This window comes from Kallipyga gabonensis (genome assembly GCF_001286805.1).
GTDB classification, from domain to species: domain Bacteria; phylum Bacillota; class Clostridia; order Tissierellales; family Peptoniphilaceae; genus Kallipyga; species Kallipyga gabonensis.
The window spans coordinates 1,080,346-1,099,899 of sequence record NZ_CXYV01000002.1 but is presented as its reverse complement, the minus strand read 5'-3'; the positions used below and the strand labels follow the sequence as shown (position 1 = coordinate 1,099,899).

Genomic DNA, 19,554 nt, shown 5'->3' with positions numbered 1-19,554 from the left:
CTGTCCTTTCTCCCTTTCTGGGGCTTAGTTTCTGGAAATATGGGCTATTTTTTCCATTTTATCAAAAATTGCTGTCCGGAGGGGATCTTTTATTGCATCCAAGGCGTGCGAATCACCTTCCAAAATACCTGGCCCGAAAGCTCCTGTCAGGATCCGTCCTGCTTTCAAAAACAAGGGATGGTCAGGCCTGGTCAAAAGATCTTGCAGTCCCCGGAGCCGGTCAGGGAGGAAGCCGTGCTGGCTCTCCCCAAAAGGATCGCCTCCGCCCCGAAGGGACAGATCCTTCTTAGCAATTTCCAAACCGTCTTCGGTGGAGGCTAAAAACTTCAGGCGGCCCAGGGCTGTCTTGGACGGCTTATGGTAAACAAAGACCGCATAAGACTTATCCTTCCCCCTTCCCACTCTTCCTCTTAGCTGGTGGAGCTGAGACAATCCAAAGCGGTCGGCACAAAGAACCACCATCAGACGGGCGGTAGGAACATCCACCCCCACTTCAATCACCGTTGTGGAAACAAGAATGGGGGTCTTCCCCGAAGCAAAGGTTTCCATGACCCTTTCTTTTTCAGGAGCCGGCATAGGCCCGGTCAGAGCGGCTACCTTTACCCGGTTTCCATAATAAGACCTTGCCCGCCGGCAGACTTCCTCAACTGACCAGAGGGAGAGGTCATCCTCCCCTCCCTCGATCCGAGGACAAATGATGTAGGTTTGTCCTCCTTCTTTAGCCAACTTCTCCGCAAAAGCAAAAATCCGTTTTTCATACCGCCGGTCCAGGACAAAGGAATCCACAGTCTGACGACCTGGAGGTAGACCTTTGAGTCGGGTCAGATCCAGTTCTCCCATAGCCACAAGTTCCAGGGTCCTGGGGATGGGCGTGGCGGAAAGGACATAGGAATTGGGCAAGATGGCTTTTTCCTGGAGTCGGGACCGTTGGTGAACACCGAAACGGTGCTGCTCGTCAGTCACTACTAAAGCCAGGGAAGAAAAAACCAGGCTATCTTGAAAGAGAGTATGGGTTCCGATATAGAGACCGGCCACCCCTTCTTGGGCTGCTTTTTCCACCTCTGTCCTCTCCTCCCGGTTCGATGAGCCGGTTAAAAGAAAAAGAGGAAGGTCCATTCCGGCAAAAAGGACCTTTGCCTTGTCAAAATGCTGACGAGCCAGAACCTCTGTAGGGGCCATAAGGGCGGATTGATAGCCATTCATGGCGGTTAAAAAAGCTAAGGCAAAGGCCAGAACCGTTTTTCCCGATCCGACATCCCCCTGAAGAAGGCGGTTAGCCGGGCGGGGAGACAGAAGATCACCAACCATTTCATCCAGGGCTTCCCCCTGTCCGGATGTCAGTTCAAAAGGAAGAGCCTGAAAAAAGGGCTGAAGGGATTTTGCCTCCATATAAGGAGCTTTCTCATCAAGCCGGCGGGCACGAACCATAGATTTAGCCAGAAGATCCAACATGGCTAAACGAAGGCCCACTCCCTCCATACCGGAGGCCAAGTCTTCCTTGGAAGACGGGAAGTGGATTTGACGAAAAGAATCCAAAAGTTCAGGAAGAGGGATAGAGCGGATGAAATCGGAAGGAAAGGGGTCGATTTCCTCATTTTGAAGACATTTTAAGGCCTGGTGAACCGCATTCACCCGGAGATCCTGGGAAAGTCCCTTGCAGAGTCGGTAGACCGGGCGGATACCCAGAAAGACCTCCATCTTTTTATTATTCTTCTTGTTGACCAGAGAAGGATTAACCATACGGTCCTTCTCCGGGTCGTAGCTTCCATATAGGAAAAAGGAATCTCCACAATGAAGATTCCTTCCGATATAAGCCTGGTTATGAAAAACAACGGTTAAACTTCCCGTATCATCCGAAAAAGAAAGCTTTTGGATGGATTGACGGCCCTTAAAGCGGATTAAACGACCGATTGAGGTCAAACGAGCCTCCACGAGCAAGTCCGATTTATCCTCAATCTTGGCCAGGTCATCAATCGTATACACTTGGGACCGGTCTTCATATCGAGTAGGAAAATCCCAAATCAGGTCTTCCACGGTGAAAATACCCAATTCCTGAAAAAGGGCGGCTCTCTTCGGACCGATCCCATCCAAGCGAGTAATTTCCATCATTCGATTGAGAAGATGTAGGAATAGGTAGGCTGACCACCATAGACAATATCCACATCTATCATGGAATAGGCCTTGGATACCGCCTTTTCCACTTCTCTTTTATCCTCCTGGCTGACCCCTTCACCCAAGTAGATCGTCAAAAGAGAAGCATCTACATCGATATATTTTTCCAGAAGATCCAAGACCAGATCCCTATCGTTCTTTCCGGTTAGAACGATTTTCCCATCAATAAGACCAATCCTATCGTCTTTCTTAATCTCCATCCCCTCCACTGTCGTATCCCGAACAGCATAGGTAACCTGGCCTGTGATGACCTGGTCAAGGCTCTCCGTCATGGCAATTCGGTTTTCCTCATCGGACAAGTCCTCATCATAATGGAAAAGAGCGGTAATCCCTTGTGGGATGGACGTGGAGGGAATGACAATGACCTTGGAAGAGGATAGTTCATCCACTTGGTCGGCAGCCAAAATGATATTTTTATTGTTGGGAAGGAGATAGATCGTGTCGGCATTCACTCTTTCCACTGCATCATAGAGTTCTTTTGTCGAGGGATTCATCGTCTGTCCCCCGGAAACGACCTCGTCAACCATAAGTTGGTTAAAGACTTCCTTAAAGCCTTCACCAAGGGCAACAGCAACAAAACCGACCTTTGATCGAGCCTTCTTTTCCTCCATTTCTCCCTCATCGGAAACCGGCTGATATAATTTTGCATCAACGTGAACCAGATTCAATTCCAAAATCCTAGCCCGTCGGAGGATGGAAGCGATCATCGCTTCAGGACGGTCACAGGAAGCCTGGACCAGGAGGCCCTGCCCGGCATGTTCAACCATTTCAACGTGACCATGGTGGTTCATGTGCCTGACCAGTCGGTCTTCTTCAATCCCCTCCACCTTAACCTTGAGGAAGTAGTCATATTGATGAGCCTGATGAGAATCCCGTTCAAAGTCCGTGATCTCCATGGCATTTCGTTTTACCGGTTCTGCTTGAAGAAGTTGACTCAGATCTTTATCCGTTATTTTCTCCACAAAGCCGGTCAAAAGGTGAACCAGGCCTTGTCCCCCCGCATCAACTACCCCGGCCTCCTTCAGAGCCGGCAACATTTCCGGAGTCTTTTGCAAGGTCACCGAGGCCTGTTGGAGGGATCCGATCAGAAAATCGTCCAAATTGGGGTTTTCCCCATTCCGCTCCGCATATTCAGCCAGGCTTCGGGCAACGGTAAGCATGGTCCCTTCCGTAGGCTTCATGACGGCCTTATATGCCTTCTCCTTAGCCGACAAGAAAGCTTGAGCAGCTAGCTTGGTATTGAGAATTTGGGTTCCCTTCAATGCATCGGAAATTCCTCGACAAAGCTGGGAAAAAATCACGCCCGAATTTCCTCTGGCTCCCATCAGGGTTCCGTTTCCAAGAGCCTTAGCATAGGCGGAAACACTGTCATCCTTGGCTTTTTGGACATATTCCATGGCAGAGGCCATAGTCATGGTCATATTGGTTCCGGTATCCCCGTCCGGGACAGGAAAAACATTCAATTCATCAACTTCTTCTTTGTGGGCAAGAAGGGATTCATAGGCAGCCTGGAGGGCATCCCGAAATTCTGCCCCATTAATATATTCCATTCTTACTCCTTAGAAACGGATCCCCTGGATATATAATTCCACGGTCTCCACCTTTATTCCGGTGGATTCTTCCACACTATAGGTTATCTTTTCAATCAAGTTCTGAGCAACAGTCGCAATCCGTATCCCGTATTCCATGATCACCTCAATTTGTATGATTACGGAGCCTTGGTCAGTGGGGATTACGGTGACTCCCTTGTTCATATTTTCAATGCCCAGGAGCTCATACAGTCCATCTTTGGCATTTCTGGCAGCCAACCCGACTACGCCATAGGATTCCATGGCCGCCTGGCAAGCGATATTGGAAATCACTCGGTCATCCAATAAGATGGTCCCAAGTTCATTAGTTATTCTGGATACCATAGATCCTCCTCATCTATTCATCAAATCAGTTCATTCTTAAGAAAACAATTCTAACTCATTATATAAGAGCCGGCTAGAACTTGCAAAGGAACCCGAGCCTTGCTATAATGTCATAGTTAGTTCATGCATGAAAGACGAGGAGGAAACATGTCAAAAGTTTGTGATGTTTGCGGTAAAAGAAAAGCATCAGGTAACAACGTTACTTTCTCCCATAGAGGTATCAAACGCACTTGGACTCCTAACCTTCGCAAGGTAAGAGTTTATGATGAAAAAGGTACACCTAAGAGACTGAATGTTTGCACACGTTGCCTGAGAAACGGAGCAGTTAACCGGGTTAAGCCCGCAACCGGCGATTCCGAGATGGGTCTCCTGTTTACTGAAGAGGCTGAAAACGTCCAGGACGTTACTGTTGACGAAGAATCGGAAGTCAATCCTGAGAATCCGGTGGATGAGCAAGAGACTGAAGAAACAGAAGAAGCCTAAACTCCATCCTAAGACAAGAATTAAAAAATCCCCCTGGTCCTGAACTCGAGACAGGACCAGGGGGATTTTTTATGAAAATGACAGAAAATCAAGCATCTTCCCCATCTTTAGAATAAAAGCAGTAAACTCCTCCACTCTCAGCCTGGACCTTAACTCGGTTTTGCGGTGAAAGGATATGGTTAGACACGGCCCGGGAGGTTCCGGCCACGAGAGGGAAGTCATCGATATTGTACTCAAAGCCTTTCAAGGACAGGCGAAGGTCGGGATCCAAAGTAAAAAAGGAAACATAAACATTATCTTCAGGTTTTTCCAATGTATAAGAACCGGCCGGCAAAAAGCGGATTTGGTTGTTCCTGCCTTCCATCCGGACTTCCATCCCCCGTTTACTGAAGGCCTCCAAAAGAAGAAGGTTGGAAAAAGAATGATCCAGCCGGGACCCCGTTCCTCCTAAAAAAAGAACCTCTCGAAATCCCAAATCCCAAAGGATTTTCAAGGCCAGCTCCGAATCCGTGTCATCCTTATGGGGTGGAAAAGTTTCAAAGGTTGTCCCCTTTTCCTCCCAGGATTTTCTATCGATCGGATTGGAAAGCTGAGTTGAGGAGTCAAAATCCCCCACCACCAGGTCAATGGGGACATTATAGTCTTTGATTCGGTCAAAACCCCTGTCGGCACAAATGATAAATCTTGCTTCATTTAACAAACCGGCCATCCGGTCCGGTTGAGGAAGGTCTTCTCCCCCGGCCACCAGAAGAGCCTGATGATTAGTCATCGAATCCATCTTCTTTCTCTCTTTCTCCGGTTTTTTCCGGATTAATAGCGACCGAAAATCTCCAGAAATTCACGGGCATTTGTTTTGGTTTTTCCGGGAGAAAAAACAGCGGATCCTGCCACCAGCCAGTCTGCACCTGCTTTGATGATCTCTTCCACATTATTTTTCTTAATCCCCCCATCCACTTCCAGAATAATTTCACGGCCAGACCGGTCAATTCTCTCTCGAATATCTCGAATCTTGTTTAGGGTGGAAGGGATAAAGGATTGTCCGCCAAATCCGGGATTAACGGACATCACCAGAATTAAATCCACTTCATCCATAAGATAAGCAAGAGCCTGGGTAGGCGTTCCGGGATTCAAAGCCAGACCGGCCTTCATCCCTAAAGCATGAATAGCTTGGAGAGTACGGTGGATATGGGTAGATGCTTCCAGGTGGACCGTTACCAGGTTGCAACCTGCCTCCCGAAAGGATTCCAGGAAACCATCGGGTTCTTCCACCATAAGGTGGGTATCAAAAAACAGTTGCGTCTTCGGACGGAGTTTTTGTATGACCCCGGGACCAAACGAAATATTGGGCACATAGTGACCATCCATGACATCGAGGTGGAGGTGGCCCACCCCGGCATCCTCTATGGTTTTCAGCTCTTTATCCAATTGGGAAAAATCTGCCGATAGAAGAGAGGGTAAAAGTACTTTCTTCACAAACAACTCCTTTTTTCATCGTCTTTAATAGGATCTGGAGGCTTCCACTTCTTCTAAAATTTTCAAATAGGAACGATAACGGCTGGGGTGAATCGTCCCCTGGTCAAGGGCCTTCTTCACCGCACAAGCCGGCTCTTTCCGGTGGAGGCAGTTGCGAAATTTACAGGCCTCATTCAAGTGACGGAACTCCGGGAAAAAATCCTCTACCTGACCGGTATCCTCGATTTCCTCCAAACTGAGGGTGGAAAATCCCGGAGTATCAAAGAGATAGCCATCTCGTCCAATTTTGAAAAGACAGCTCTTCCGGGTGGTTTGCCGACCTCGAAGGATTTTTGAAGAAAGACCGCCTACTTCAACATCAAGGCCCGTCATCTTGGCGACCAGGGAGGACTTTCCTGCCCCGGATGGGCCGGCTAGTGCAGAAATCTTTCCCTGAAGAGCTTGGATGAGCGGATCCAGCCCTTCACCGGTTAAGGCATTTGTGCGAAGAGTGGGATAGCCTATAGAACGATAAAGTCGAGTCCAATCCTCCAGGTCTTTTTCACAAGCACGGTCCATTTTGTTAAAACAGAGAAGGATGGGTAGCTTCCTCTTTTCAATCGAAACAAGGGTTTTATCCAGGGCTAAGGGATTCAAACTGGGTTCTTCAATGGTTTGGACCAGCAAAACCTGATCCACATTCGCTACAGGCGGTCGGAGAAGAAGGTTTTTTCGAGGAAAAATTTCCTCAATTATCCCTTCAGGACTATCCTTCCTCCGAGTGATCTCCACCAAATCCCCAACATAAGGCCGAAGATTTTTATCCCTGAAAGCCCCGCGACCCTTACAAGGAATACAAATCTGGTCCCCATCCACTTCACAATTGACTCGGTAAAGATCTTTTTCCGATTCGACAATATGACCTCTTAACGTTTGGCTTTCCTTCATATTCCTCCTGTCTATCATCATTGCATGCGAACCAATCTCTTATCCTTTAACTATGCTCCTCGGATCCATTGGATTCGCTTTGTTCGGGTTCATTTGCCTGTGCCGGCTTTCCGTCATAGAAAATCCGAAGGTCTGCGTTTTCCCCGGCCCTGACATGAACAGGAATATATCCGGACCGGTTCACATCTTCCGCTTTCAACCTGCTCCGGAAGAGGGCTTTCTTGGTACTTTGATTGTAGTCGAAGACCTCAACCAAAAAGCTGTCCTTTCCTTCCGGCGGGTAGACCCGAAGAGTAAAGTCCACCAGGCCGGGCTCCTGGCTGGCCTTGGGACCGGAGGAGATGACCAGATTGATGGAAGTGGAGCTTGGGACCTCCTCCCCCGCCTTGATGGATTGTTCAATAACAATGCCCGAAGGATAGGAACTTTCCCGCGTTTCAATCTTTCCTAAGCTGAGTTCCGCTTCACGGAGGAGGTCCTTAGCCTTACTTTGGTCAGCTCCGATCAGAACGGGAACCTTACTTGTCCTCTTCTCCGGGCCATCGGAAACGACCAAATTGACCCTTCCCCCCTGCTCCAGTCTTTCATTCGCTCTGGGCTCCGTTCGTATGATATGCCCTTTCTCCACATCGTCTGAATTCTCAAAGATGTTTTGACCCGTAGTAAAACCGGCATTGGTCAAGTCAGCTGCCGCTTCTTCTTGGGTGGACCCGGTCACATCCGGTATGGGGAGGGTATTCTTCCCCCGTGAAACCTTGAGTTCCACCTTTGTTCCCTTGTCTACCGTTGTACCGGATTTGATGGACTGTTCCATCACCAATCCCTCATCCGTCTTATCATCATAGGTTCTTTCCACTACCTCACCCAGGAGTTCATTGGTTTTCAGGAGGTCCATGGCCTCGTCCACTGATAAGTTAATCACCGGTGGTACCCTGGTTTGACTGGCTTCCAGGCGGTTCGCATTTTGACCGCCCAGGAAAGAAGTGACAAGAAGGACTGTTGCGACCGCTACCGCCACCAAAACCAGGGCGAACCAGGGAAAGCCTTCTTTTTTTTCTTCTTCCACCACCGGGTGGTTGAGCTTACTCTCATAGACCACTTCACGATGTTTCTTCCTGGCCGGTTTATGGTCTCCCGGATGAAAGGTCGATACGGACGATGCCCTCTTCATATACACCGTATCCCGGTTGGATAACGTTCGGAAATTTTTCAGATCATCCACCAAATCGGAGGCTGAAGCGTATCGATCTTCCGGATTCTTCTCCATGCAGGTCAAAATAATCCGGTTTAAGGCCGGAGATAGATCAGGATTGAGTTCAATCGGAGGAAGGGGGCTTTCCTGAATATGTTTGATTGCAATCCCCACGCTATTGTCCGCATCAAAGGGAACTCGCCCGGTAGCCATCTCATACATAACCACACCAAGGGAATAAATATCCGACTTAAAATCAGTAAAACGACCTTTAGCCTGCTCAGGAGAGATATAGTGAACTGTTCCCAGGATGGAATTCGTGTAAGTGATGGTGGATGCTGAAGAGATCCGGGCGATGCCAAAATCAGCAACTTTAATATCTCCGGACTTCATGATCAGAATATTGGCCGGTTTAATATCCCTGTGGACCAGGTTGTGGTCGTGGGCACACTGGAGAGCCATAGCGATTTGACTCCCGATCCGGGCAAGAACGGTGGAATCCATTTGTCCCTGGGCTGCGATGGCTTCCTTAAGCGTAGATCCTTCAACCAGCTCCATAACAATATAGTGGTACTGGTTTCCCTGTATCTCTTCGCTGCCGACATCATAAATATTGACAATATTTGGGTGGGAAAGAGAAGCCGCTGCCAGGGCCTCATTTTCAAACTTTCGGACAAATTCCTCGTCCTCAATATACTGGTTTTTTAATACCTTAACGGCTACCTTTCTTTTCAGAAGAATGTCCTCCGCTTCATATACATAAGCCATCCCTCCGGTTCCAATCCTCTGAAGAATGCGGTAGCGGTTATTCAATAAAACTTGGTCCATGTCGCTCTCCTATATTCAAATACGGTCACCGTAATATTATCAGATCCCCCCTTGTCCAAAGCGGCCTGGACAAGACTGGTGACTTGACTTTTTGCCTCTGTCGTATCCAATAAAATATCAAGGATCTCCTGGTCTTCCACCATGGAGGTTAACCCGTCACTGCAGAGAAGAAGGGTATCGCCTTCTTCCAAGTCCAGGTAATCCACTTCCACCTCGACTCGCTCATCTGTTCCTACTGCCCGAGTTAAGGTCGAACGTTCGGGATGGTGGCGGGCTCTTTCATCACTGAGTAATCCCTGGTTAACCAGCTTCTGTACCAAAGAATGGTCCTCGGTTAACTGACGAAGAGACCGGTCTCGCATGAGGTAAACCCGGGAATCTCCCACATGGGCAATGATGGCCTTTCCGTCATGGACCAGGACGACGACACAGGTTGTCCCCATATTGAAGTAATCAGGGTTTGTTCCGGCCAGATCGTAGACTGCCTTGTTGGCGGCTTCCACTGCTTCTACCACCATATTTTCATAGTCTGTCCTCTCTTTGGCGGAGATGAGAAATTCCTGGATCGTTTCGCTGGCCAATTTGGATGCCGTATCCCCGGCTCGATGTCCTCCCATTCCGTCACAGACCACAAAAAGAGCAAGGCGGGAAGAAAAATAGTTGACATAAGAATCCTGGTTGTTCGACCTTTGGATCCCCTTATCTGTGAGAGAATAGGTGTTCATGATGGTCCTCCCATCCCTTGGTAGAGGATTCGAAGTTGACCGCAGGCCCCGTCGATATCCTCTCCTCGTTTTTTACGTACACTGGCATGAATGCCTCGCTTATGTAGGGCATCTTCAAAAGCATAAATCCTCTCTTCCCTGCTGGACTTCCCCTTGTACTCTTTGATGGGATTGAGAGGAAGGAGGTTGATATGCCACATGGGTCCCTTGAAAAGTCGGGATAGGGCATCCAGATCCTGGAGACGATCATTTTCTCCTTCTATTAAAACATATTCCAGAGAAATCCGTCGTCCCGTCTTTTCAAAATAAGCCAGACAGGCTTGAATGATCTCTCGAATGGAATAACGGTTGGCAATGGGCATGGTCCGTCTCCGGTCCTCGTCCGAACTCGCGTGGAGGGAAATCGCGAGGTTGAGGGGAATTCCCTCTTCCACCAAATCGTAAATCCGAGGAACCAGACCGCAAGTGGAGAGGGTAATTGATCGGGCGGACAGGTTCTTCCCCCGGGGATCGGTAATGAGGCGTAAAAAACGAACCACCTCGTCATAATTATCCAGAGGTTCCCCGATTCCCATGAGAACAATCCGGTCTATTCGATCTCCCGTTATCTCCTCAGTGACATAGACCTGGCTGAGCATCTCTTCCGCTTGAAGATTCCTTACAAAAGCAGCTTTGGTTGAGGCACAAAACTGACACCCCATCTTGCAACCCACCTGAGAAGAAATACAAAGCGTTGTCCGGTCGGGATAAGGCATATAGACGGTTTCTACGGTATTCCCATCTTCCAAAGCATAGAGAATCTTTCGGGACCCATCTTGGGAAAGGAGCTGCCTGACTTCCTCTACCGTCCTGAAAGGATAGGTTCTCAAGGCTTCCCTGAGCGATTTTGGAAGAGTGGTGACTTCATCCGGAGATTTCAACCCCTTTTCATGGAGACCATGAAAGAGCTGGCTTGCCCGAAAGGACGGTTGACCCAAATCAGTAAAAAGACCTTCCAGCTCCTTTTGGGTCATCCCATTGATGGCTCTTTCCATACTTCCTCCCTTCTCCTTATCCCGAAAAAGACTCCTCGTTTCCACCTTATTGATCTTCCTTGCCTTGAAAAAGGGCTCCCGGGTCCAAAGGATTCCCATTGAGAAAATCCGGAACCGCCATGGCTTTCTTGCCGGGTGCCTGGAGGGAGGTGATGAGAAAAATCCCATCGCCTGTCCTCACGCCCAGGCCTTCTTTGCCGACGAAAACCAGACTTCCTGGCTTTTCCGGACCTGCCCCTTCCAGGGCAGAAGCCCCATGAACCTTATAGGTCTTTCCCTGGTAGTTGAATTTAGCCCCTGGCCAGTCCTTTAATGCTCGAACATGGTTCACCAGGTTCCTGGCCGACTTAGTGAAATCCAAATAGGCATCTTCCTTCGTGACTTTCCGGGTTTTCGTCACCCGACTTTCATCCTGATCTACCTTCAGTTCGAGATAGCCCTCATAATCCCGAAGGACCTCCAACATCAGATCGGCAGAAAGAAGGGATAGACGGTCCTGGAGACTTTCCAAATCATCCTTCTCATGGATTTTTATGCTTGCTTTAGCGAGGACTTCTCCGGCGTCCAAACCCTGACGAACGATCATGGCAGAAACACCGGTCTCTTCTTCCCCATTTAAGAGGGCTGCCTGGATAGGCGAGGCTCCCCGGTACTTAGGCAGGAGGGAACCATGGAGGTTGAGAATGTCCACCCCAAAAGTCTGACGGAGATCCTTACCGATCAACTGACCATAGGCGATCACGACTAAAACAGTAGGTTTTGCCTCCATTATTTTTCGAATAGCATCCGGACTATTCACGTTCTCCGGAGTAATGACGTCCAATCCATGGTCCAGGGCATAGGCCTTGACGGGAGTTGGGGTCTTCTCCTTCTTCCGGCCCCGGACCCGGTCAGGTTGAGTAACGACCAGGACGGGATCCATATCCTCTTCTTCGACCAATGCTTCCAGGCAGGGAATCGCATAGGCCGGTGAACCAAAAAAAGCAACTTTCAATTCCTACCTCCTTACCCTTGAGGGCTTTTACTCTTCTTCAGCCTGGCTTTTCGGACTTTCATCTCGTCGGAGGTTTTCCTGGAGAATTCCGTGGTCCTTTAGGTAGTCCACCTGGTCTTGGGTGGGATCCGACAGGTTAATTTCCTTCAAGACCCGGTCACGGAAAAGAACTCCGTCCAAGTGGTCAATTTCATGACAGATGCAACGGGCAAAAAGGCCTTGAGCCTCAACTTCATGGTCCTCCCCTTCTTCATCCGTATAACGAAGGCGGACTTCCTCCGGCCGAAGAACCGTACCGTTGAATCCGGGGAGAGAAAGGCAACCTTCCACATCCTCTTCCATCTCTTCAGACCGGCTGATGATTTCCGGATTAATCATTTTGATCGGTCCCTGACCGACATCAATAACAACCATCCGGCGGAGCTTGCCGATCTGAGGTGCAGCCAAGCCAACCCCCTCTTCCTTATACATGGTTTCTACCATATCATCCAATACTTTACGGATTCGGCTGTTAATTTCCTTGACAGGGCGAGACTTCTTCCGAAGAATAGGGTCACCCTCAATTCGCAAATTCATAAAAGCCATTTCTCATCTCATTTCTATTTACTGCTAACATGCTGGGAACAATCCTGCAAAATGACCTAAAAAATGGATACAGGATCCATCGTTAAGACGATATTGATTTTCGGCGTAGAGGGAAAGCGGTCAAGAATTTCCCGACCAAGAATGCGTAAATCATCTTGTTTTATCGACCGGACCATGATGCCGAAACGGTAACGCCGGTTCACTCGCTCAATGACCGATGGTGTGGGCCCCTCCACTTGGCCATCTTCCACCTGCTTTATCCTGCCCTCAATGAAAGCCCGCAGGTCATAGGCCTTTTCCAGGAGGGAGGCTCTATCGGGCGAAGTTAAGCGGATGTGAAGCTCTTCACGATAGGGAGGGTAGTGGTTCATGGCCCGAATTTTTTTCTCCCAACTGTAAAAAGCATCCACATCATATTGTGAGGCAGTAACAATGGCCGGATGGTCGCTTTTGTAAGTCTGGATAATGACCTGACCGGGATGGTCTCCACGACCTGCCCGACCGGCCACTTGGGTGATGAGCTGAAAGGTTCGCTCATTTGCCCGGATGTCGGGGAGGTTTAAGGAAATATCAGCCGCCATAACTCCAACAAGGGTTACCCGGGGAAAGTCGAATCCTTTGGCAATCATCTGGGTGCCCAAAAGAATATCAATCCTTCCGGCTAACATATCGCGGTAAACCCGGTCATAGGCTCCCTTTCGCGTCATGGTATCGGCATCAGCACGGACAACCCTTGCCCGGGGAAAAAGTCGGCGAACTTCCTCTTCCAATTGCTCCGTTCCTGCTCCAAAGTCTCGAATCGCAGTAGACCCGCAATTCGGACATTTTTTGTTAAGGGTCTTCTCCCTTCCACAGTAGTGGCAGATCAGTCGGTTTTGTCCCTTGTGGTAGGTCATGGCGACATCACAGGCATCACAGCGGTAGACATAGCCGCAAGACCGGCAAAAGACAAAAGAGGTATGTCCCCTCTTGTTGAGAAAGAGGATAACCTGGTTTCCCTCCTTAAGGGTCCGGTCTATTGCACGGTGAAGAGAACGGGAAAACATGGTTCGGTTGTTGGCCTTAAGCTCCTCCCGCATATCCACGATATCTACCCGGGGCATGGGCCGGCTTCCTACCCTTTTGGGAAGGTTCAACCGGATGATTTCCCCCTGGTCTACCCGGTAAAGAGTCGTAACCGAAGGAGTGGCCGTACCCAGTACCAGGCTGGCTCCGTTGTACTTGGCCCGGAAGCGGGCAAGGTCGTAGGTGTGGTATTTGGGATTTTTTTCAGAAATATAGGAGCCTTCATGCTCCTCGTCAATCACGATAAGACCCAGTTGATCAAAGGGGGCAAAAATGGCGGACCTTGCTCCAATTGCTATGGAGACTTCCCCCTCCCGGATTTTTTCCCACTCCTCGTAGCGTTCAGAAGTGGAGAGACGGGAATGAAGAATGGCTACCTGTCGGCCAAAACGCCCTTCAAAGCGAGCGATCGTTTGGGGCGTAAGGGAGATTTCCGGAACCAGGACGATGGCCTGCTTACCCTCCCGAAGGGTCTTATCTACCAGCTGAAGGTAGATCTCCGTCTTTCCTGACCCTGTCACCCCGCAAACCAGGTAAGTCCCCCTTGCCCGGGAAATACGGTCGAAGACTTTTTTCTGGTCTCCGGTCAGAGGGAGCATGGAGTCTCTCCCCTCGACCTCCACCTGCCTCCGGGCTACACGCCGGTCCGACTTTTCAATCCACCCTTTACCCAAGAGGGCTTTCAGGGTTGAAGAGGAGGCTCCGGTCACCTTCAAAAGTTGAACCTGCTCCTCCTCTCCCTCTTTTTTCAGATATTCAACGAGGGCAGCCTGACGATAAGCCCGGTCCGGAATGAGACAGGTCTTTCCCTTGTCCGTTAACCGATAGAAGGTACGGATTTTAGGAACGAATTCACCGATGGTTCCCGGTGGAAGGACGGACTGAATGGCCGATGCCCAGTCGGACAGAGTCGTCTCCACCAGAAATTCAGCAATCGCCAGGGATTCCTCAGAAAGATCCGGAAGTTCATCAATCTTACTTATCACCTCTTTTGTGGGAAAATCCGGTATCCTTTCTTCGACATCCAGAACCATGGCCGGTGTTTTCCGGTTCCCCCGACCAAAAGGGACATAGACGGCCGATCCTCTTTGAACACTCTTATCAAGGGACGAAGGGAGGGCATAGGTAAAAGGCTTGTCGGTCATTCGAGTTCCGGAATTGACCAAAACCTGAACAAATTTCCCTGTCATGCCTCCTCCTTTCCCATCGTCTTTACTTCTATCTTCTTATCCCCTTCTCTTGAAGGGCTAAGACAACCCTATCCACGATTACCCGTGCCACCTCTTCCTTGGACTGGAGGGGAAGGTCTTCCCTATCCTCCTTGGTAAAGATAGTCACGATATTGGTATCACCGGCAAAACCGGCTCCCCTGGCTGAGACATCATTAGCAACGATGAAATCCAGGTTCTTTTCCTTGAGCTTCTTTTTTGCATACTCCTCCACGAACTGGGTCTCCGCAGCAAAGCCCACAAGGACCTGACCTTTTTTTTCAGCCCCAAGAGTCTTGAGAACATCGGTGGTTTCCTTCAATGCTAAAGAAAAGTTTCCGACCTTCTCTCCCTTCTTCATCTTCTGGTCCATATATTGAACCGGAGTCATGTCCGCCGGTGCCGCCGCCATGATAAGGGCCTGGGTTGCTTCAAAGCGGTCTTTAAGTGCCAAATAAAGATCCTCTGTCGAGGTTACCGGAACATCCTTTACTCCCTTGGGTACAGGAGCTTGAAGAGGGCCATGAACAAAGGTCACATCTCCACCCCGTTTAACGGCTTCCCGAGCAATGGCGATTCCTTGCTTGCCTGAAGACCGGTTGGAGAGAAAACGAACCGGGTCAATCATCTCACGGGTCGGCCCCCCCGTAACCAGAAGGCTGACACCGTCCAAGTCTTTCGGACTGAAGAAATGATCCAGAACTTCTGCCAGATCCTGAGCTTCCGGCATTCTCCCCTCTCCCTTTTCATCGCAGGCAAGCAAACCGGATTCAGGCTCAATAATCCCGATTCCCCGATTCCTCAGTACTTGGATGTTTTCTTGGGTGGCCGGATTTCGGTACATGACCACATTCATTGCTGGAGAGACCAGGACGGGGCAGTGGGCAGCCAGAGCCGTCGAGGAAAGAAGGTCATCGGAGATACCATGGGCCATCTTGGCCAGGATATTGGCCGTTGCCGGTGCAATTAAAAAGACATCCGCCCACCGGGTCAAGTCAATATGGGGGATAAAATGATCTTCCTCTGAAAAAAGATCCATGTAGACCCTGTTCTTGGACATGGTCTGAAAAGTTAAGGGGGTAACGAACTCACCTGCTCCAGCCGTCATCACCACACGGGTCTGGGCTCCTAATTTATTAAGAAGGGACAAAAGGGTCAAGGTTTTGTAGATGGCGATCCCACCGGAAACCCCAACCAGAATTTTCTTTCCTTGAAGCCGGTTCATGGGTCCCTCCTTAGTGCATGACCTCGTGTTCTGCAATTTCTTCTAATAAGCGGTTTTCCCGGTAATTATCCACCTGGGTCAGGTCTTTATCCTTCTTGACAACCTCCCCTTGCATAATTTCATCCAGGGCAACCGTGCAGGGCTTTTTCCCGGCTGATTTCACCAGGGGCTCGGAGCCGTCAATAAGAAGGCGGGCTCTCTTCATCACCATAACGCAAATATCATAGCGTGATTTGGAAATTTGGGACAATTCCTTAAATGATGGATTAATCATGATATTCCTCCCGATATTTTTTCATCAAATTGGCATCGATTCTCTGGTTTTCCGCATCGATGATATGAAGAACCATCTCGGCACACTTCTCCACTTCATCATTGACCACAGCGTAGTCATAATTATGAAGATTGGCCAATTCTCCCTGTGAATTTTTCAAACGAAGGGCAATTTCCTCCTCGCCTTCCGTTCCCCGGTGGTGGAGTCGGTCTGCCAGATCCTTGACTTGCGGAGGAAGAAGGAAAATAAAGACTCCTTCATCTAAATTTTCCTTAACTTGCATGGCCCCTTGAACATCAATTTCGAGGATAACGTCCTCTCCTTTTTCCAAGTTTTCCATGACGTAATCTTTAGGTGTTCCATAAAAATTACCGTGAACCCTGGCAAATTCAATGAGTTTGTTTTGATCAATTAAGTCCTGAAATTCTTCCATGGAGTAGAAAAAATAACTCTCTCCGGAAACCTCGTGAGGGCGTTTAGGCCGGGTGGTTGCGGAGATGGATAATTTAAGTGAGGGACGCTGACGCATAATTTCCTCACAGACCGTCCCCTTGCCGACCCCGGAGGGACCGGAGACGATGATCAGGTGGCCTTTCCTTCGCATAATGTCCTCCTTATTCAACATTTTGAATCTGTTCGCGGATTTCTTCGATCTTCGTTTTTCCTTGTATCGTCCATGACCGGATGGACTCGTCATTTGACTTGGAACCGATCGTGTTGACCTCCCGGTTCATCTCCTGAATAATGAAATCCAGGGTCTTTCCCACCGGACCATGTTTGTGAAGAGTTTCATTAAAGCTTTTGATGTGACTTTTCAGCCGGACAATCTCTTCATCTATCGCTGCCTTCTGGACAAAGATGGCCAGCTCATTTTCTAAACGTCCTTCATCCAAAGGAGCGTTTGCGGATAGAAGCTCCTCAACCCTCTTGTTCAGCCTGTCCTTTTCTTCCAGAACCAATTTCGGTGCTCTTTCGTCGATTTGACTGACCAGGTCAGACAGGCTATTCAGCTTTTCCAAAAGATTCTCTTTCAGTCTTTCTCCTTCTCCTTCCCTCAGGTCTTCCACCTGATCCAGGGCCCGGTCAACCACCGACATGGCCAGAGTCTGCCAAGTCTCTTCATCGATAGTAGGCAGGGTGGGAACCATAACGCCGGGGAGCTTAACCAATTCATCCAAACGAAGCATGGGACCTCCCTGGCTGGATATGAATTCCTCTGTAAAGTCCTCCAGGTCTTTAGCAATTTGAAAGAGAGCGTCCTTGTTCACCTGGTATTCGGCTTCCAGAGATTGGGAAAGATCCGTAAGGGTGACATTGACCCTGCCCCGATGAATCCTCCCTTCCACTTCCTTGCGAAGGACAGGTTCCAAAAACCGAAGAGGATCAGGAAGGTGAATATAAAGGTCTAAAAAACGATTATTAACAGTAGAAATTTCTCCTTCAAGGCGAAGGCTGCCTTGGGATAGGGCAGCCTTCCCGTATCCGGTCATGGAATGCATATTTCCTCCTAACATCAGTTTTTGTTTAGTTTAGACCTTTAGCTGCTTTTTATCCAGAAAATATAACATTTTTGTAATATAAATAAGAAATCCTTCTGATTTCAATACTTTTCCTTTGATTTCTTATCAGGACCTTCGGGTGATCAATCGATGTGGATTATGCCCTAGTGATATAATGAGGAAAAGAAAAGAAAAGGAGATCCTATGACTTTCGACGGAATCACTTGCCGGGCGGTCGTTTTGGAATTGAGAGAAAAACTCTTAGGCGGTCTGGTCCGCAAGATCAACCAGGTCGGTCCTTCAACCTTAACGCTTTCCATCTACGCTAACCGGTCAAACTACCTACTCTATTTATCGGCAGACCCTTCTAAGTCCTGCCTTTTTTTGACGGAAAAAAAATATAAAAATCCCACCACTCCACCTGACTTCTGCATGGTCCTCAGGAAGCACCTGTCTTCGGCTAAAATTGAAGATATTCATCAGGAAGGATTGGACCGGACAGTTCGTCTGGATTTCTCTGCTTCGGGTGATTTAGGTGAGCGTCTTTCCCTGTCCCTGGTTGGTGAATTCATGGGCAAGTACTCCAACCTTATCCTGGTGGATGAGGAGGGGCAAGTCATCGATGCCATCCGCCGGGTATCCCGGCATATGTCTCGAGTCCGCCAGGTCTTCCCGGGGAAACGCTATGAGGCTTTTCCTTCCGATAAGTTGGATATCCTCAAGGAAGACATCCATTTATCTGACCTGTCAAAAAATATGCCCCCATCCGCCCAGGCCAATAAGATTTTTATCCGCAATCTGACCGGCTTCTCTCCCTTGGCCGCTCGGGAAATTCTCTATCTGTCCAGTCTTGACCCTGATAAAACTTTGAGTTCCATCCAAGACGATGAAATGGCACGGATCCAAAAGGTTTTCAACCAGAGAGTCCGGGATATTCGGCAGGGGACCTTCTCCCCTTCTCTTTATCTGCAAAACAAGAGCCTCTATCATGCTTTCCCTGTCACCTATATGGGACCGGCCGATGAGACTTCTCCCTCCATGTCCCAAATCATTGACCATTATTTCACCCGCTTTGGACGGGATGACCAGGTGGGGCAGGTAAAATCCAACCTCCAAAGCCTCTTGAAGGGACCTATGGAAAAAGGAGAAAAGAAGCTCCTTCGTCAGGAGGAGGATTACAAAAAAACATTGGACCGGGAGGTTCTCAAAGAAGAAGGCGACCTTTTAGCCGGTCAAGTGCACCGTATCAAAAAGGGTGATCGCTCTATCGAAGTCACTGACTTCTACCATGGTGATCTTCCCCGGACCATCCTATTGGATAAGTCAAAGGACCCCTGGGAGAATGTGGAAATCCGCTATCATAAGTATTCCAAACTCAAAAGGGCAAACCAACTCCTTTCCCGGTCTATTCCCCAACTTAAGGAAGAACTTGACTACTTCCGACAACTGGCCACAATGCTGGACCATGCGGAGACGATGGAAGACCTGGAAGAAATCCGTCAGGAAATGGTCGACCAGGGCCTCTTGAAGAAAAGAAAAAAAGGAAAGAAACAGAAATCTCCCCAGGCAAAACCTCCCTACCACTACCGGAGCAAGGGCGGGCTGGATATATATGTGGGTCGAAACAATAAGCAAAATGATGCCTTGACCCTGAAATTGGCGAACAAAGAGGACTTTTTCTTCCATGCCCAGGCCATTCCCGGTGCCCACGTCATCCTCCGCGTTCCGTCCGGTGATTCTCCCTCGACAGAAGATATGGAAGCTGCTGCCTGGTTGGCTGCCACTCATTCTGCCCAAAGCGAAGAGGGAAAAGTCAGCGTTGACTATACCGAAAAAAAGAATGTCTATAAGGCCAAAGGGGCTAAGCCCGGCATGGTTTACTACAATGATTTTTCCACGATCCTTGTCAATACTGATGCTCGACCCGAGCTTGAGCGAATTGAATAAGATCAAGAAG

Annotated in this window: 16 protein-coding genes and 2 pseudogenes; 2 read left to right on the top strand and 16 right to left on the bottom strand. The window is 49.0% G+C overall.

The features are described 5' to 3' along the window. Positions 1-24: 24 nt before the first annotated feature. From BN2373_RS06485 to BN2373_RS06475, 3 genes are read right to left on the bottom strand one after another with little or no spacing between them, the layout of a single operon-like run. Positions 25-2,091 (bottom strand): ATP-dependent DNA helicase RecG, encoded by a 2,067-nt coding sequence (locus BN2373_RS06485; RefSeq protein WP_162200060.1) that lies wholly within the window; start codon positions 2,089-2,091, stop codon positions 25-27. A 14-nt stretch (positions 2,092-2,105) separates the two neighbouring features. Next, the gene (locus tag BN2373_RS06480; RefSeq protein WP_053943279.1) at positions 2,106-3,722 is read right to left on the bottom strand and encodes a DAK2 domain-containing protein; all 1,617 of its coding nucleotides are present in this window, start codon (positions 3,720-3,722) and stop codon (positions 2,106-2,108) included. Between the two features lie 9 nt (positions 3,723-3,731). Next, positions 3,732-4,085: an Asp23/Gls24 family envelope stress response protein gene (locus BN2373_RS06475; RefSeq protein ID WP_074017977.1), complete on the bottom strand. Its 354-nt coding sequence runs from the start codon at positions 4,083-4,085 to the stop codon at positions 3,732-3,734. A gap of 147 nt (positions 4,086-4,232) precedes the next feature. On the opposite strand from BN2373_RS06475, the pseudogene rpmB reads away from it, so the two are divergent. Then, positions 4,233-4,418, top strand: a pseudogene (rpmB, locus tag BN2373_RS08020) (50S ribosomal protein L28); the annotation flags it as partial. Between the two features lie 238 nt (positions 4,419-4,656). Here rpmB and BN2373_RS06465 read toward each other — a convergent pair. The 13 genes and pseudogenes from BN2373_RS06465 to BN2373_RS06405 all read right to left on the bottom strand — a co-directional run bounded on the left by BN2373_RS06465 (position 4,657) and on the right by BN2373_RS06405 (position 17,597). Beyond that, positions 4,657-5,337 (bottom strand): thiamine diphosphokinase, encoded by a 681-nt coding sequence (locus tag BN2373_RS06465; protein ID WP_162200059.1) that lies wholly within the window; start codon positions 5,335-5,337, stop codon positions 4,657-4,659. 41 nt (positions 5,338-5,378) lie between these two features. Then, complete coding sequence (rpe, locus tag BN2373_RS06460) at positions 5,379-6,041, bottom strand: ribulose-phosphate 3-epimerase (RefSeq protein WP_053943277.1); 663 nt, start codon at positions 6,039-6,041, stop codon at positions 5,379-5,381. Between the two features lie 24 nt (positions 6,042-6,065). Next, entirely contained in the window at positions 6,066-6,968 is a 903-nt protein-coding gene (gene rsgA, locus BN2373_RS06455; RefSeq protein ID WP_053943276.1) for a ribosome small subunit-dependent GTPase A, read from the bottom strand. A gap of 46 nt (positions 6,969-7,014) precedes the next feature. Then, positions 7,015-8,988 carry a Stk1 family PASTA domain-containing Ser/Thr kinase gene (pknB, locus tag BN2373_RS06450; protein WP_053943275.1) on the bottom strand — a complete coding sequence of 658 codons (1,974 nt, stop codon included), beginning with the start codon at positions 8,986-8,988 and terminating at the stop codon, positions 7,015-7,017. Continuing rightward, entirely contained in the window at positions 8,970-9,713 is a 744-nt protein-coding gene (locus tag BN2373_RS06445; protein ID WP_053943274.1) for a Stp1/IreP family PP2C-type Ser/Thr phosphatase, read from the bottom strand. Before BN2373_RS06445 ends, pknB begins: the two co-directional genes overlap by 19 nt. After that, positions 9,710-10,747: a dual-specificity RNA methyltransferase RlmN gene (gene rlmN, locus BN2373_RS06440; protein WP_074018036.1), complete on the bottom strand. Its 1,038-nt coding sequence runs from the start codon at positions 10,745-10,747 to the stop codon at positions 9,710-9,712. The genes BN2373_RS06445 and rlmN overlap by 4 nt, the downstream gene beginning before the upstream one ends. 46 nt (positions 10,748-10,793) lie before the next feature. After that, entirely contained in the window at positions 10,794-11,741 is a 948-nt protein-coding gene (fmt, locus tag BN2373_RS06435) for a methionyl-tRNA formyltransferase (protein ID WP_053943273.1), read from the bottom strand. Positions 11,742-11,768: 27 nt separating this feature from the next. Further along, on the bottom strand, positions 11,769-12,317 hold the full coding sequence (gene def / locus BN2373_RS06430; protein WP_337999381.1) for a peptide deformylase: 549 nt from the start codon (positions 12,315-12,317) through the stop codon (positions 11,769-11,771). Between the two features lie 65 nt (positions 12,318-12,382). Next, the gene (gene priA, locus BN2373_RS06425) at positions 12,383-14,581 is read right to left on the bottom strand and encodes a replication restart helicase PriA (RefSeq protein WP_053943272.1); all 2,199 of its coding nucleotides are present in this window, start codon (positions 14,579-14,581) and stop codon (positions 12,383-12,385) included. Between the two features lie 28 nt (positions 14,582-14,609). Then, positions 14,610-15,824: a bifunctional phosphopantothenoylcysteine decarboxylase/phosphopantothenate--cysteine ligase CoaBC gene (coaBC, locus tag BN2373_RS06420; RefSeq protein WP_053943271.1), complete on the bottom strand. Its 1,215-nt coding sequence runs from the start codon at positions 15,822-15,824 to the stop codon at positions 14,610-14,612. A gap of 100 nt (positions 15,825-15,924) precedes the next feature. Continuing rightward, positions 15,925-16,098, bottom strand: a pseudogene (gene rpoZ, locus BN2373_RS06415) (DNA-directed RNA polymerase subunit omega); the annotation flags it as partial. Continuing rightward, entirely contained in the window at positions 16,091-16,702 is a 612-nt protein-coding gene (gene gmk, locus BN2373_RS06410) for a guanylate kinase (protein ID WP_053943270.1), read from the bottom strand. The gene gmk and the pseudogene rpoZ, both read right to left, overlap by 8 nt. Positions 16,703-16,712: 10 nt before the next feature. Then, positions 16,713-17,597: a YicC/YloC family endoribonuclease gene (locus BN2373_RS06405; protein ID WP_053943269.1), complete on the bottom strand. Its 885-nt coding sequence runs from the start codon at positions 17,595-17,597 to the stop codon at positions 16,713-16,715. 204 nt (positions 17,598-17,801) lie between these two features. Here BN2373_RS06405 and BN2373_RS06400 point away from each other — a divergent pair, with 204 nt between their 5' ends. Continuing rightward, positions 17,802-19,544, top strand: coding sequence for an Rqc2 family fibronectin-binding protein (locus BN2373_RS06400; protein ID WP_053943268.1), 1,743 nt, complete (start codon positions 17,802-17,804; stop codon positions 19,542-19,544). The last annotated feature ends 10 nt before the right edge of the window (positions 19,545-19,554 follow it).

Excerpts from the sequence above, each read along its gene's own strand:
- BN2373_RS06480 (WP_053943279.1), bottom strand. The coding sequence starts at position 3,722 with ATGGAATATATTAATGGGGCAGAATTTCGGGATGCCCTCCAGGCTGCC.
- BN2373_RS06475 (WP_074017977.1), bottom strand. The coding sequence starts at position 4,085 with ATGGTATCCAGAATAACTAATGAACTTGGGACCATCTTATTGGATGAC.
- BN2373_RS06465 (WP_162200059.1), bottom strand. The coding sequence starts at position 5,337 with ATGACTAATCATCAGGCTCTTCTGGTGGCCGGGGGAGAAGACCTTCCT.
- rsgA (WP_053943276.1), bottom strand. The coding sequence starts at position 6,968 with ATGAAGGAAAGCCAAACGTTAAGAGGTCATATTGTCGAATCGGAAAAA.
- pknB (WP_053943275.1), bottom strand. The coding sequence starts at position 8,988 with ATGGACCAAGTTTTATTGAATAACCGCTACCGCATTCTTCAGAGGATT.
- BN2373_RS06445 (WP_053943274.1), bottom strand. The coding sequence starts at position 9,713 with ATGAACACCTATTCTCTCACAGATAAGGGGATCCAAAGGTCGAACAAC.
- rlmN (WP_074018036.1), bottom strand. The coding sequence starts at position 10,747 with ATGGAAAGAGCCATCAATGGGATGACCCAAAAGGAGCTGGAAGGTCTT.
- def (WP_337999381.1), bottom strand. The coding sequence starts at position 12,317 with ATGAATTTGCGAATTGAGGGTGACCCTATTCTTCGGAAGAAGTCTCGC.
- priA (WP_053943272.1), bottom strand. The coding sequence starts at position 14,581 with ATGACAGGGAAATTTGTTCAGGTTTTGGTCAATTCCGGAACTCGAATG.
- coaBC (WP_053943271.1), bottom strand. The coding sequence starts at position 15,824 with ATGAACCGGCTTCAAGGAAAGAAAATTCTGGTTGGGGTTTCCGGTGGG.
- gmk (WP_053943270.1), bottom strand. The coding sequence starts at position 16,702 with ATGCGAAGGAAAGGCCACCTGATCATCGTCTCCGGTCCCTCCGGGGTC.
- BN2373_RS06405 (WP_053943269.1), bottom strand. The coding sequence starts at position 17,597 with ATGCATTCCATGACCGGATACGGGAAGGCTGCCCTATCCCAAGGCAGC.
- BN2373_RS06400 (WP_053943268.1), top strand. The coding sequence starts at position 17,802 with ATGACTTTCGACGGAATCACTTGCCGGGCGGTCGTTTTGGAATTGAGA.